This is a genomic window from Paenibacillus sp. FSL M7-1046 (assembly GCF_038007405.1).
Taxonomy (GTDB): Bacteria; Bacillota; Bacilli; order Paenibacillales; family Paenibacillaceae; genus Paenibacillus_AQ.
Window position 1 is genome coordinate 4,317,712 of the sequence record NZ_JBBOXB010000001.1, and the last position, 14,328, is coordinate 4,332,039.

The 14,328-nt window shown below is 47.4% G+C and carries 11 protein-coding genes; 7 read left to right on the forward strand and 4 right to left on the reverse strand.

What is annotated here, in order from left to right; all coding sequences use genetic code 11:
• Positions 1 to 6: 6 nt before the first annotated feature.
• From NYE29_RS19035 to NYE29_RS19060, 6 genes are all read left to right on the forward strand, one after another.
• On the forward strand, positions 7 to 783 hold the full coding sequence (locus tag NYE29_RS19035) for an ABC transporter ATP-binding protein (RefSeq protein ID WP_076114370.1): 777 nt from the start codon (positions 7 to 9) through the stop codon (positions 781 to 783).
• Between the two features lie 38 nt (positions 784 to 821).
• Entirely contained in the window at positions 822 to 1,514 is a 693-nt protein-coding gene (locus NYE29_RS19040) for an SDR family oxidoreductase (protein ID WP_076114369.1), read from the forward strand.
• A 136-nt stretch (positions 1,515 to 1,650) separates the two neighbouring features.
• Positions 1,651 to 2,103, forward strand: coding sequence for a MarR family transcriptional regulator (locus NYE29_RS19045; protein ID WP_076114368.1), 453 nt, complete (start codon positions 1,651 to 1,653; stop codon positions 2,101 to 2,103).
• Positions 2,104 to 2,134: 31 nt separating this feature from the next.
• The gene (locus tag NYE29_RS19050) at positions 2,135 to 3,271 is read left to right on the forward strand and encodes an amidohydrolase (RefSeq protein ID WP_340897057.1); all 1,137 of its coding nucleotides are present in this window, start codon (positions 2,135 to 2,137) and stop codon (positions 3,269 to 3,271) included.
• A gap of 405 nt (positions 3,272 to 3,676) precedes the next feature.
• Complete coding sequence (locus tag NYE29_RS19055) at positions 3,677 to 5,752, forward strand: cellulase family glycosylhydrolase (protein ID WP_445322212.1); 2,076 nt, start codon at positions 3,677 to 3,679, stop codon at positions 5,750 to 5,752.
• Positions 5,753 to 6,035: 283 nt separating this feature from the next.
• Entirely contained in the window at positions 6,036 to 7,547 is a 1,512-nt protein-coding gene (locus NYE29_RS19060; RefSeq protein WP_340897059.1) for a glycoside hydrolase family 43 protein, read from the forward strand.
• 93 nt (positions 7,548 to 7,640) lie between these two features.
• On the opposite strand, the gene NYE29_RS19065 is transcribed toward NYE29_RS19060, so the two are convergent.
• Positions 7,641 to 8,504, reverse strand: a complete 864-nt coding sequence (locus NYE29_RS19065; protein WP_340897060.1) for a helix-turn-helix domain-containing protein — start codon at positions 8,502 to 8,504, stop codon at positions 7,641 to 7,643.
• 158 nt (positions 8,505 to 8,662) lie between these two features.
• Between NYE29_RS19065 and NYE29_RS19070 the strand changes: the two genes are divergently transcribed.
• Complete coding sequence (locus NYE29_RS19070; protein WP_340897061.1) at positions 8,663 to 10,366, forward strand: ABC transporter substrate-binding protein; 1,704 nt, start codon at positions 8,663 to 8,665, stop codon at positions 10,364 to 10,366.
• Between the two features lie 126 nt (positions 10,367 to 10,492).
• On the opposite strand, the gene NYE29_RS19075 is transcribed toward NYE29_RS19070, so the two are convergent.
• The 3 genes from NYE29_RS19075 to NYE29_RS19085 all read right to left on the reverse strand — a co-directional run bounded on the left by NYE29_RS19075 (position 10,493) and on the right by NYE29_RS19085 (position 14,044).
• The gene (locus NYE29_RS19075) at positions 10,493 to 12,025 is read right to left on the reverse strand and encodes a DUF3502 domain-containing protein (protein ID WP_076114483.1); all 1,533 of its coding nucleotides are present in this window, start codon (positions 12,023 to 12,025) and stop codon (positions 10,493 to 10,495) included.
• A gap of 142 nt (positions 12,026 to 12,167) precedes the next feature.
• Entirely contained in the window at positions 12,168 to 13,052 is an 885-nt protein-coding gene (locus NYE29_RS19080) for a carbohydrate ABC transporter permease (RefSeq protein WP_076114482.1), read from the reverse strand.
• A gap of 11 nt (positions 13,053 to 13,063) precedes the next feature.
• Positions 13,064 to 14,044 carry an ABC transporter permease gene (locus NYE29_RS19085; protein ID WP_076114481.1) on the reverse strand — a complete coding sequence of 327 codons (981 nt, stop codon included), beginning with the start codon at positions 14,042 to 14,044 and terminating at the stop codon, positions 13,064 to 13,066.
• Positions 14,045 to 14,328: the final 284 nt, after the last annotated feature.

A 14,328-nucleotide genomic window follows, 5' to 3' on the forward strand; every position in this document is an offset into this window, starting at 1 on the left:
GCGCTTATGCCTACTATTGAACTCCGTAACATCAACAAGGAATACTCCAGTGTGGATGATGAGCAGACTTTAGCGCTCAAAAATATAAATCTTAAGGTGAGTGATGGCGAGTTCGTCTGCGTGCTTGGGCCAAGCGGTTGCGGGAAGAGCACGCTGCTCGAAATCGTGGCGGGCCTGCTTAATCAATCCAGCGGTGAGATCATTTTGGATGGCAAGGTGCAGGCTGGAACGAGCAGAGATATCGGAGTTGTATTTCAGGACTCCGCTCTATTTCCTTGGCGCACTATCCGCCGAAATATCGAATTCGGGCTGGAGATTGCAGGGGTTCCCCGTTCAGAGCGGCGCGGGCGGGCGGAACGCACGATTGATCTTGTAGGGCTAAGCGGCTTTGCGGATAAATATCCTCATCAATTATCCGGAGGTATGCGCCAGCGGGCCGGCTTAGCCCGGACGCTGGTAGCTGATCCGCAAGTGATTTTGATGGATGAACCCTTCAGTGCTGTCGATCACCTGACACGGTTAACACTGCAGGATGAGATTATACGGATTTGGCAACAGGAGAAGAAGACGGTGTTCTTCATTACTCATGATGTGGCTGAAGCCGTATATTTGGCTACCCGCATCGTCCTGCTCAGCCCTCGTCCAGGACGCATTCATCAGATCTTCGATGTTCCCTTTGAAAGACCGCGCAACAGAAATGATGCCGAGATTCTGAACATTGTGGAAAAGATCTATATCAGTATCAATAATCCCCCCGCGGATCAGACCGAGTATTTCATTTAGCAGATCACATCTCAACAAATAGCCAAGGAGGTGACAGGATGAACATATTGATTACCGGGGGAAGCCGAGGAATTGGACTTGCAATCAGCCGGAAGCTTGGCGCAGGCGGGCATCGGCTGCTCCTATCCGGGCGTGACGAAGGCCATCTCGAATCTGCGGCAGCACTGCTCCCTAAGGATGCGTTGTATTTGGCTGCAGATGCCGGGGACCTGTCCTCGATCAGCCAACTGGTCCAATATGCCAAAGAACAAGCATTCTCGCCGGATGTGCTGATACTTAATGCTGCGGCATTCTATGATGCAAGCCGTTCGGTGATTGAGCCTGATGTGGAAGAGCTTGATCGTATATTGCGGGTAAATCTGCTGGCGAATGTAGCTTTGGTCAAGGCTTTTCTTCCAGCAGTTAAGGCAGGAAGCTACCCGCGTATATTTTTCATAGGATCAACAGCGGCTCTCCGTCCGGACAGTTCCTTCTATGCTATATCCAAAGCAGCCTTGAGCAATTACGCCCGTGGCCTGAGGGAAGAACTGAAAGTGTCTGGCGTAGGGGTAACTCTCATTCATCCTGGAGCGACATTTACTGAAAGAAGAGTGCCGGGAGAAGGTATTGCAGAGGACAGATTCCTTGCCTCGGAAGATATAGCCAAGCTCGTAGAAACGATGCTTGAGCTCAGCCCGCAGGCAGTCGTCGAAGAAATCAGTATTCGTCCTATGTTGGGTGACACTTACTGAACTTACGAAAGGGTAAAGAATACCGCGATCCAGCAATCAACATGAAATTGGAATTTTTGTTTGACGAATCCTGTGGAGTACGTATAGTATGAAATTGTTTCGTAAGAAAACAAAATTTCAAGAGGAGCGTTAAAGATTGGAGAAATTTCATGTTGAACTGGACCGCTCCTTGGTCCGTATGTTCGAGGTCTATAATACACTGAACAAGAGGCCGAGAGAGTATAGTCCCGGAGTCGTCTTGTATTTATCCGAAATTCATATGATTGAAGCCATTGGTCACCATCCAGATTGTAAATTAACTGAAATCTCAAATGTGCTTAATATCACCAAAGGAACTACTTCCAAATTATTGACCAAGCTGGAAGCCAAAGATCTTGTTTCGAAGTATCAGGTTGAAGGGAACAAGAAGGAAGTGTATTTCAGGCTGACTGAACTGGGACAAGGCGCCTTTGAAGGCCACTATAAGTTACATGAGACGAGGAGTTCGGATATCGATAGAGAATTTGACAATTACTCTCCTGAAGAGCAAAAAATCATCCTTAGGTTCATCCATATGTATACGGAAGAAATGGGACGTTATCTGGAATAAGGCTATCTCGTAGACATTAGGAGGAAATGCGTTGAAGAATTTGGAGCAGAAATTGCAGGGAATTCGTCATGATTTGCATGAAAATCCGGAGTTATCCAATGAAGAATATTCGACAACAGGCAAGCTGAAGAGTTGGTTGGAAGAGGCGGGAATCCATGTCCTGGATACGCCTCTACTGCGAACAGGACTTGTCGCGCAGATCGGCACGGGACAAGCACCTATCATTGCCATTCGTGCAGACATTGACGCTCTGCCGATACAGGAAGAGACGGGGCTGTCCTATAGCTCCCAAGTGGCTGGCAAAATGCATGCTTGCGGACATGATGTACATACAGCAGTAATTCTGGGGGCCGCTTATAGTCTTAAAGAGCGGGAGGAAGAGTTGCCTGGAACTGTACGCATCCTCTTTCAGCCTGCGGAAGAGACCGGGCATGGGGCCAAGCAGATCATAGAATCGGGAGGTCTCGAAGGTGTTGAGGCAATCTTCGGCTTGCACAACTGGCCTGAACTTGCGGTAGGCGAATTGGGAACGAGGGCTGGCGCAATTACTGCAGGTGTAGACCGGTTTGAAATCACGATCAAGGGAACGGGAGCTCATGCTGCGTCACCGGAGAAAGGGACAGATTCAATTGTACTGGCCTCACAAATTGTGCTGGCTTTGCAGACCATTAGCAGCCGGTCTATTAGTGCACTTGAATCTGTAGTAGTGAGCATAACGCGGATTAGCGGGGGAAATACATGGAATGTGCTTCCGGAAAGCGTGGTGCTTGAAGGGACGGTTCGGACTTTAAATACATCGGTTCAGCAGGAGATCCCCCGCAGAATGGATCAGATTCTTCAGGGGTTGGCTGCTGCAGCCGGGGCCGAAGTGCAATTGCACTGGTATCCTGGGCCGCCTGCAACGATAAATGATTCCAGATGGTCTGAATTCATGAGTGTGGTGGCTGAAGAGCAAGGGTATCGGGTGCTTGAGATAGGCCCCCAGATGGGCGGGGAGGATTTCTCTTTTTACCTGCAAACGATTCCTGGAGCCTTCGTTATGATCGGATCAGGAGCATCGTATAATCTTCATCATCCAAAGTTTGCGCTCGACGAGACCTTGCTGCTTCCTGCAGCAGAATACTTTGCTGCCCTGAGCGTGCAAGCTCTGAAAGAATTGAGTAAATAATATACGAAAGTTGATTCTATGAAATTCAAACAAAAACAGCGTGGAAGCTCTGCTTCTATGCTGTTTTTGTCGTAAAATCGTTCGAAATAATATTTTAAATTGTGTTATTGAAACCATTGACGATTATGCTAACAAAGTAATATTCTGTAATGGTTAGAAGGCTGCTGGAAACAACGGGCCTCATAACCATTGATTTAATGGTGTGCCAAATATGTTGTGGGAACCATTAGATCATTGCATCTAGAGCTCTTTTTAAATAAGAGAGCGCTTTCAATTTGTGAATAACGAGGAAGGAGGAGGATGTTTTCTATATTTTAATGCCAATTTAAGTGAAAGATGTAACGAAATTAAAGATTTATTAATTAATGGGAGGAATGTTGCTTGAAGAAAATTTTAGCTTTTGTTATGATGTTTGGTTTGCTTATGGGGATGGTAGCACCAATTCAGGCAAATGCAGCAACAAACATCGCACTCAACAAAACTGCAACTGCAAGTTCAAGTGAAGATTCAACAAAAACACCGGATATGGCTATTGATGGAAACGCTTCAACAAGGTGGTCCTCCAGTTATTCTGATCCTCAATGGATTAGTGTTGATTTTGGAAGCGCAATCAATGTGGATGGTGTAATGCTGAACTGGGAGGCTGCCTACGCAAAATCTTACCAGATTCAGCTATCCACAGATAACAGCAACTGGACTACAGTGTTTTCCACTACAACAGGAGACGGTGGAGTCGATACGATTTCATTTGCAACCCAAAGTGCAAGATATGTAAGAATGTATGGAACGCAAAGGGCAACCGAATACGGGTATTCTCTATGGGATTTTGAAGTGTATTCGGATAGCGGACCCGTGGATAATGGAATTATTTCTGGTGCGGTGTATAAGCTTTCAGCACAACATAGCGGCAAAAACCTGGATGTAGCAGGAGGCGCTACTTCAGACGGTGCTAATGTACAGCAGTGGACAGATAATGGAAACTCCCAGCAAAAGTGGAAAGTCATTGACGTTGGCGGCGGAGCCTATAAATTGATTGCTGAGTCCAGCGGCAAGGCATTGGATGCCGCAGGCCCTGCGGCCGATGGAGCCAATGTGCAGCAGTGGACGGACAACGGTGCAGTCACTCAGAAGTGGGCAATTATTGATGCAGGTAGCGGGTACTACAAATTAATCTCCAAAAGCAGCGGTAAAGCCTTGGATGTAGCAGGAGGCTCATCTGGAGATGGAGCTATAGTGCAGCAGTGGACAGATAACGGAAATGCGCAACAGAAATGGAAATTTACGCAGATTACAACGACTTCAGATACCTCAGCACCAACCACACCAACAAATCTTATAAGTTCCTCAAAAACGGCAACAAGCGTAAGCCTTGCTTGGGCAGCATCCACAGACAACGTAGGCGTAACAGGGTACGACATATACAATGGAACGGCTCTGGCCGGATCCAGCACAACAACAAGCTATACCGTAACCGGCTTGACTGCAAATACAGCATACAGCTTCACGGTAAAGGCAAAGGACGCAGCAAATAATATATCGGCGGCAAGCACGGCTCTGAGTGTAACAACCAGTGCAACTGCCACCACCCAGGGATTCTATATTAACGGAACAACTTTATATGATGCAAACGGAAAGCCATTTGTTATGAGAGGGATTAACCATGCTTACACCTGGTACAAAGGTCAGGAGTCCGTTGCCATTCCTGCAATTGCCCAGACAGGCGCAAATACCGTTAGAATTGTCCTTTCAGACGGGCAGCAATGGTCGAAAGACAGTCTGGCAGCCCTACAAAATCTCATCACCTTGTGCGAACAGAATAAATTAGTGGTAGTCGTCGAAGTCCATGATGGAACTGGCTCGGATAGTGAAGCAGTGCTTGATAATATAGCGAATTACTGGATTGAAATGAAAAGTGCACTCATCGGAAAAGAAAAAACCGTCATCCTCAACATAGCAAATGAGTGGTACGGCACATGGGATGGCGCAAACTGGGCCAAAGGGTATACTTCTGTAATACCAAAGCTTAGAAATGCCGGAATCAAAAATACCATCATGGTTGACGGAGCGGGATGGGGGCAATATCCGCAATCCATAGTTGATTATGGAACACAGGTGTTTAATGCAGATCCGTTGAAAAATACGATGTTCTCGATCCATATGTATGAATACGCCGGAGGAAATGCTGCGACGGTTAAGAGTAATATAGACAATGTTTTGAATAAAAATTTGGCTCTTGTTATTGGTGAATTCGGAATAAAGCACACTAACGGAGATGTTGATGAAGCGACGATTATGAGTTATTCCCAGCAAAAGGGTGTCGGCTATATCGGATGGTCGTGGAAAGGAAATGGTACCGGGCTGGAGTATCTGGATATGTCACATGATTGGGCAGGAACCAGCTATACAGAGCAAGGGAACGCCATCATTAACGGTCCAAACGGAATTAAAGCAACTTCGAAGCTGAGCACAGTATTTCAATGAACCTCGGACAATCAGGCGCTGACCACACCTTCGAATTTGTCCGGTACATCACCGCATCTGCGGGAACACTCCTTATTAAAGACTTTGAGTTGAATTTCTAAACAGCAAAGAAACAAAGCCTCCAAGCTCAACTTGGAGGCTTTGTTTCTTAAATAGCGGATGTTATGTCTAGATCATGCTAAAGCTGTGACTTTAAAATTAAGGTTTGGTACGGCTGTCAGCAAATATAATGTGGATATGCGGAAATTGCAGCAAACAATAAAATGGATAGGAGTGCGGCTTGATGGAATATACCAATCCCGTTATACCCGGCTTTCATCCCGATCCCAGTATATGCCGGGCGGGTGACGATTATTATTTAGTAACAAGTTCGTTTGAATATTTTCCGGGAGTGCCTATTTTTCACAGCAAAGATCTTGTTCATTGGCGTCAGATCGGGCATTGCCTTACAACGGCTGAACAACTGCCTCTGGCGAATGCCTGGAGCTCGGGAGGAATCTTTGCGCCGACGATCCGTCACCATAATGGCTGGTTTTATATGGTGACCACTAATGTAAGCGGAATCGGCAATTTCTTTGTCAAAACGAAGAATCCGGAAGGGGCATGGTCAGAACCGATACCTGTTGCCCAAAACGGTATAGATCCATCCCTTTTGTTCGATGATGACAACCGCGTATACTTTCAGTCTTCCCGGACCGGCGACCAAGGGGACGGGATATACCAGTGCGAAATCGATATTGAAACCGGGAAGATGCTGACGGAGAGCCGATTGATCTGGAAGGGGACAGGCGGCGCTTATCCCGAAGCTCCTCATCTATACAATATTAACGGTATATATTTTTTGATGATTGCTGAAGGCGGTACTGAGTATGGTCATATGGAAACGATCGCCAGAAGTAATCTGCCGTATGGACCTTATGAGCCTTGTCCGTATAATCCTATCCTCTCCAACAGAAGCTTGAACAGCAAGATACATGCAACGGGGCATGCGGATCTGATCGAAGCGCAGGACGGCAGCTGGTGGGCTGTTTGCCTGGGAATTAGACCTGCCTCTTATCCTATGGGTCATCATTTGGGCAGAGAGGTGTTTCTGGCCCCGGTGACCTGGACGGCAGAAGGTTGGCCGGTTATCGGTAAGGATACGCATATTGAGCCGATCATGGACGCACCGAAACTGCCGGAAGTCCTGTGGTGGGAGAAGCCTGTCAGAGATCATTTCAATGATTCGCTTCTCAGCTTTGAGTGGTCTTTTTTGCGCAACCCGGTAGTGGGGAGCTGGTCGTTACAGGAACGACCGGGGTATCTGGTTCTGCACGGACATCAAGCCCTGCTAGATGAAGCAGCCTCTCCCGCATTTGTAGGCCGCCGACTATGTCATTTCTCTTCCAACATAGAAACTGAACTGGAATATGAGCCGCAGGATGACGGAGAAGAAGCAGGGTTAACCATTTATATGGATGAAAAACATCATTACGATCTTGCCATAAGATCCTTACAGGGACGCAAAACAGTCGTTTTCCGCCGGACCGTCGGTTCATTGAAAGTGGAGGAAACTAAAGAGTGCCCTGAAGGGCCTGTTGTGCTGCGAATTCAAGCGCTGCCTGACAAGTTTACAGTGTCGTTTCAATCAGCACAATCCGGAATAATTGAAATGGGTTGGGGGGAAACTCATCTGCTCAGCACAGAAGTTGCAGGAGGCTTTACCGGTGTATTTATTGCAATGTATGCAACCTCCACAACGGGAGAATCTGCCCCTGCGTCGTTCGATTGGTTCGATTATGAACCCATTGGTTAATTTGAAAATCAAAGAAATGATTGGAGCAGCGGCTGATTCAGGCCGGCTGCTTTTTTGTATAAGTGTAGCGGTAAATAACAAATCACTGCTGCTCTACAGTTGTTGCTGCTTTCGAAAAGCTTTGGGGGACATGCCGTACATTTTTTTGAATTGACGCGTCAGATAATTACTGTCATTAAATCCGCACTCGTAGGAAATTTCTGTAATGGAACGATTTGTTTGTTTTAACAGCGTGCAGGCTTGTTCCAAACGAAGGCGCTGAATATAAGCGATTGGCGTTGTCAGATAATAGGCCCGGAAAATCCGGTTTAAATGCCTGACGGAAATATCCGACTTAGCCGCAATTTCTTCCAGCGTAACCTGTTCACGATAGTGTTCTTCAATGTAAGAGATGGCATTTGCCAGGTGCATCAGGCTGTCCACACCTTTCTCCTGGTTGTCATAATGTCTGGACAGATATACGACCAGCTCCATGAACTTGGAGGCAAGCATGGTTTGATATCCATGAAGTTTCTCATCGTATTCCTTGATCATGGCCGTGATAAGCGATGAGACATACTCCAGGCTAACAATGGACATGTTCAGTTTGCTTTTATAAGAGTTAATACTGTGGTAGAACGGTTCCAGAACAAAAAGTGCCTGGTACCCATTCAAGGTTCTTAGATCCGGACCGGCTAACTTAAGCATTTCGGCCTTATACATGATGTTGCAGATTTTGAAATCGTACGGGTCTTTATAGGCATGGGGGGTACCACCGTTAATGACGAATACATTTCCTTTTTTAATAAAAGATTCTTCATGGTTGACAACATGCGTAGCATGTCCATTCAGCACGATTACGAGCTCGGAAAAATCCACATGTTTGTGGAAGGATGTGTCTTCTTCATGCCCGCCATATTGAATATAAAAGGGAAAATACTCATCCGTTGTAAACCAGCTTAAATATACATTACTCAAACCATTCCCACCTAAGAATTTGTAATTAATGTCTAAATAATGCTATTACATGACCTGAATGTCAAGGTTTTCAGCCATAATGGACGATAAAATGTAATCGAAGCTCAGGAAAATCAACAGGTGATGTAAATATCAGGTATAAGGGGGACACAAGAAAGATGAACGGAAACTATCCGAAAAAATTAGGAACAGTGCTTCTGGCAAGCACGCTGCTCCTTTCGGCAGGCTGCAGCAGTTCTGGAAGCAACTCTGAGAATACTGAGAAGGTGAACAGCAGTGAAGATACGAGTCCGGTAACGCTGACGTTCTTTGGCGCTGATGCCAGCCCGAGCTGGAACAAAATGCAGGATGATGTCGGGAAAGAAATTACCGCTAATACGGGTGTTACTCTGAGTGCGGAATTTGATGTGGGCAGTGGTGGGGGACAAGACAAAATCTCTTTGATGGCGGCCAGTGGTGAATATCCGGATCTGATTTACGCCAAGGGTGAGCTCGGTAAACTGGTAGATGCCGAAGCGATCATAGATCTGACCGATCTGATTGATAAATACGCTCCAAATATTAAAAAGATTATGAGCGAAAATACGAACCGGATGAGATACAGTAATGACGATCAGGCCATTTATGCCATTCCAACCAATGTCGGTGTGGACCAGCAGTTTTTCGATGCAGACAGCGGTTTTCAGGTTCAACACCGGGTATTGAAGGAGCTGGGCTATCCGCAGATCAAAACGGTCCAGGATTTTGAAAACGTACTCAAAGAATATACGGTCAAGCATCCGACAACGGACGGACAGCCGACCCTTCCGCTAACGCTGAATGCAGACGACTGGAAGATTATGATTACTGTAACTAATCAGGCTGCCGCCACAACAGGAGGAGCAAATGACGGTGAATATTATGTGGACCCGGACACCTATGAAGCGATTCTTCACTATAAACGTCCGGAAGAAAAAGAGTACTTCCGCTGGTTGAATCATATGTATAATGAAGGACTGCTCGACAAAGATGCCTTTGTTCAACAAGACGACCAGTATAAAGCCAAAATCGCCAGCGGCCGGGTACTGGGCCTCACCTCTGTCGAATGGGAATATCAGGACGGGGAGAATGCCTTGAAAGCCGCAGGCAAAGACGATTATACCTACGCGCATTTCCCGGTTACGATGGGTGAGCAATATAAGGATCACGCCATGCAGTCCATCGGGGTTGACGGATATGGAATCAGTATCACAACCGCCTGTAAAGATCCGGTCCGCGCTATCAAGTTCATTGACTGGTTGTCCTCTGAAGAAGGTCAAGTGCTGAGAAACTGGGGGGTAGAAGGTAAACAATATCAAGTTGAGAATGGGAAACGTGTCATACCTGACGATATTCTCAAACAAAAGGTCAATGACGCGGCGAATTTCACTATGCAATCAGGTATCGGATTATATTCCATCTTTGGAGTCCGTTACGGAGATGGCGTTAAGGATTCTACAGACAACTACTATACAACGAACTTCCCGGAACAAATTGTTGCCAGTTACTCGGATGCGGAGAAGGAGACTTTGGCCGCTTATAAGGCGAAAACATGGAAAGACCTCTTTCCTGGAGAAGATGAATTCCCGGTCAAAGAATGGGGAGCACTATACAACATGCAGGTCCCAACGGATGGAGACTATCAAGTCATCTATCAAAAAACGCAGGATATTGTTCGCAAGCGGATTCCGGAAGCGATTCTTGCCAAAACAGCCGAATTTGATACAATCTACGATGAATTTATCGAAGAGCTGAACAAAGCCGGCGCAGAGAAGATGGAGAAACAATATACCGGCCTGGTAAAAGCGAGAACCTCACTGTTTACTGGCAAAAGCATTAAATAGCAAAAATTCGAACGTGACTATAACTAACTAGCGGATTACAGAAAACCAGCGTGCCTCCCGTATAATAGGGGGCACGCTGGTTTTGCTTTGCAAGACATCACTATTTTCCGGCGCTAGCCAGGCTATTTACTGCTGCTTGGCGTACCATTCCGAGAACTGCTTTTGATATTCGGCGATATATTTGTCAATTCCCGCTGACTTCAGTCTTTCCAGCGCTTTAGGGTAGGCGGACTCATAATCGCTGAAGCCGCTGCCGATTGGCGCGAGGTATTCGGTAAATACTCCGTTCAGCTTCGTTTCTTCATTCTTGACCGGCGTATTGTCGAAGTTGAAGCCTGCGCCTTTGGAGATGATTGCCCCGTCATCCCAGACTTTATATCCGGCAATAAAATCATCCGGCACCGTGTTGTCGAAGCGGATGAAATTTTTGTTCATCAGCAGCCAGTCGGGAATCAGCGGATCGGTGGTTATTTTCGTGAGCCGCCCTTTGTCATCCAGAGAGAAGTCGGTTCCCTCAATGCCGTAGGCGAACAGGTCATACAGCTCCTGATTTTTTTGCAGCAGGTTGAAGAACATCACGTAGCGTTCCGGGTCCTTCGCTGCGGCAGAGACGAAAAAGGCGCTGCTGTAGGTGCCCCGGCTGATCTTCGGACGGCCGCTGCCAAGGAAATAGTTAACCAGCTTGGCTTCAGGCACCGCTTGCGAGATCGTAGCCGCACCCTCGAAAGGACGCGCTGCCGTACCGGCCCAGAACATTGCTTTGCCGGAGTTCCAGTCGGATTGCAGCTGCGGGACATTGGTGGCGGCATATTTCGGGATGATCCCTTTCTCATACCAGCCGTGCATCAGCTTGGCATAGCTCTTGAATTCTTCGCTTTCAAACCAGCTGATGATTTGATCGTCCTTAGCAGACTCATCAAGCGCAATAAAATCATTTTGCCAGTACAGATTCTTGTCCGTGTAATCATATTGCAGCATTCTGCGGGCATCTGTGGAGGCATAACCGATCAGCTCCGGATGAATGGCATGGACCTTGTCATAGAACTGCTCCAGTTCTGCCAGCGAGGTGACCTTGGTCATGTTGGCCTCCTCCAGCAGATCCTGTCTGACCAGCACGCTGTAGAATTCTGCGGAATTCGGCTTGTTGCCGACAGGGATTGCATATTGCTTGCCGTCCAGCTGGAAGGCGCTGAAGGAAGCCTCGTCAACATTTTTACTTAGGTCAGGTGCGGCATCCACATAAGGGGTAAGATCGGTATACAGCCCTTTGGCGACTGATTTCACCATATAATTACTATCGGTATAAGTGGCGAAATCCTCTCCCGTGGACAACATCAGGTCAGTTTTGCCCCCGCCGTATTCGGTCCAGGGAAGAAACTGGAATTCCACCTCGGCATTGATTTCTTTCTTGATCACATCATGGAATTCTGATTTGCCCAATGCTTTCATCCGGTTCGACTCATCCCCGTACAGCACAATTTTCAGCTTGGCGGGAGCCAGGCCGCTGCCTGCTTTGTTATCGCTGCCTGCAGAGGGGCTTGTACCTTCACTTCCGGCTCCTGCAGTAGAGTTAGCGCTTTCATTGTTGCCCTGGGAGCAGGCGCTTAACAAGAATACAGCGGACAGGAGCAAACTTAACCAACCTTTTTTCTTTTTCATGATGAACCCTCCTGAAATAGAATCAATATGCTTGAAGCTATATTGCAATGGCAGTGCTCCCTTACGTCCCATTGTACAACAAGTTGAAGCAGGGGAGCATTAGCCTGGTGCAATCCAAATTAGGGCAAAACCTGGCGGGGAATCAGCCTTTGACCGAACCCACGACAATACCTTTGACGAAAAAGCGCTGGAGAAAAGGATACAATATGGCGATCGGCAGGACGGTCAGGCAGGTCATCGCCATTTTGGCCGTCTCCAGCGGCGGAGCAATAATTGCGCCACCGACCTGTGCGGCGTTGCCGGAAGCCAGGAACTGGATGTTCGCCATCATGTTGTACATCAAATATTGGATCGTATAGAGATCCTGGTTAGACACCAGCATCAGCGGCAGATAGAAATCGTTCCAGAACTGCAGCGCGTAGAACAGGGAGATGGTGACCAGTCCGACCCGGCCGAGTGGAACCATAATACTAAAGAAGATTCGCAGGTGACCGGCACCATCAATTTCCGCCGATTCAACAATTTCATGCGGAATGCTGCGGAAATAATTGGCCATCAGGAACATCAGGAACACGCTCAGCAGATAAGGCACGAACAAGCCGAGCAGTGTGTCGCCGAGATGATAATATTTTGTGCTCAGTAAATACCACGGCAGGGTGCCTCCGCTGAAGAGCATGGTGAAGTAAGCGAAGAAGGCGAAGACATTTTTGAGCCGGAAGCTTTTGACAGAAATAACGTAGGCATAGGCAGTGGTAACCAGCACTGCGGAAAGAGTACCCAGCACTGTAACGATCACCGACATAGAATACGCCTTCAGAATCTGCTGCGCCTTGGAGCCGAACAGAAATTCATAGGTTTCAAAAGTGAAGCCCCGGGGCCAGAAGGAGTAGCCTTCCGCAGCGATTCGCGCTTCGGTGGATAATGAGCCGGATACGGCCAGAACAAACGGCACGAGACAAATGACCGAAAATATGGCAATACAGAAATAAAAGAAAATGAGCAGCCCTTTGCTGTCGGTAGTTGGCATCTTGCGGCCTCCTAAAATAGTTTGCTGTCTTTGTCATACCAGCCGGCCAGCTTGTTGGCCACAAGCACCAGAAGGAAGCCAAAGACGGATTGATAGAGGGTAATAGCTGAAGCGAAGCCGAATTCGCCGGAACGAATGGCTGTACGGTATACATACACATCAATAATATCGGTGGTGGGCAGGAGCAGCGGATTCAGGAAGGTTACCCCCATAATCATGCTAAGATCGCCTTTCAGCATGCCGCCAATCCCGAGCAGTGTCATCAAAATGATGGATGGAATCAGCATCGGCAGCGTGATTTTGGTAATGATCTGCCATCTTGAGGCGCCGTCGATCCGCGCTGCTTCATAATAGGAGGGATCTATTCCCTGCAGCACCGCATAATAGATAATCGCTCCGTAGCCTGCGCTTTTCCAGATATTCGCCAGCACCAGGATGATAACGAACAGCCAGGGGCTGGAATACCAGTCGACTTGGGCAAGTCCAAGCGAATGGAAGAGCTGGTTGAGAATACCCTTGTCATAATCCAGCAGGGAGAAGAGAATCGCTCCGATAATAATCCACGAAATAAAATAGGGGAAAAACATCACGCTCTGCGTTACCTTGATAAACCATTTGCTGCGCAGCTCGTTCAAGATGATGGCGATCGCCACCGAAAAAAACGTGCCCGTCAGCATATAAAGCGCATTCAACATTACCGTGTTGCGTGTCGCCCTGAGGGCATCCTCCATACTGGAGAAGAAAAACTCAAAGTTGGAGAATCCTGCCCAGGGGCTGCCGAAGATCCCGTCGTTAAAGTTGTAGTTTTTGAAGACGAGAATCAGTCCGCTCATCGGCAGGTACGCAAAAAGTATCAACACGACGATGCCCGGCAGTGCGAGCAGATACAGCGAGCTGTCCTTCCTCAGAGATTTGCGGAAACTTCGGCTTCTGGCCGTCCGGGTCTTCAGACTGTGCCGCCCCGTGGTCTCCGGTATAGCCTCTTGGCTCATTAATCGTCCACTCCTTTAAAGTAGCATTATCATTTCTGTCCCGTGTTCCAGGAGCATGTTCTACAAGGCAAAGCATAAAGCCGAAATCAATGTAAACGCTATCATAATAAACGAAAAAAAATTAAAAAAACGGAATGTATAGGCTTAAAAAAAGCAAAAAAGCAGCACTTTTTTGCTTTTTAGGCTAGGAATAGCCCCATTTCAGGGTGAAATCCGTACTGTGGAGGCCCGAGTGATGCAGGCGGTCTACACCAAAAGGGGATGCCCCCGGCTGCTCTATGGCA

Excerpts from the sequence above, each read along its gene's own strand:
- NYE29_RS19035 (WP_076114370.1), top strand. The coding sequence starts at position 7 with ATGCCTACTATTGAACTCCGTAACATCAACAAGGAATACTCCAGTGTG.
- NYE29_RS19040 (WP_076114369.1), top strand. The coding sequence starts at position 822 with ATGAACATATTGATTACCGGGGGAAGCCGAGGAATTGGACTTGCAATC.
- NYE29_RS19055 (WP_445322212.1), top strand. The coding sequence starts at position 3,677 with ATGATGTTTGGTTTGCTTATGGGGATGGTAGCACCAATTCAGGCAAAT.
- NYE29_RS19060 (WP_340897059.1), top strand. The coding sequence starts at position 6,036 with ATGGAATATACCAATCCCGTTATACCCGGCTTTCATCCCGATCCCAGT.
- NYE29_RS19070 (WP_340897061.1), top strand. The coding sequence starts at position 8,663 with ATGAACGGAAACTATCCGAAAAAATTAGGAACAGTGCTTCTGGCAAGC.
- NYE29_RS19075 (WP_076114483.1), bottom strand. The coding sequence starts at position 12,025 with ATGAAAAAGAAAAAAGGTTGGTTAAGTTTGCTCCTGTCCGCTGTATTC.
- NYE29_RS19080 (WP_076114482.1), bottom strand. The coding sequence starts at position 13,052 with ATGCCAACTACCGACAGCAAAGGGCTGCTCATTTTCTTTTATTTCTGT.
- NYE29_RS19085 (WP_076114481.1), bottom strand. The coding sequence starts at position 14,044 with ATGAGCCAAGAGGCTATACCGGAGACCACGGGGCGGCACAGTCTGAAG.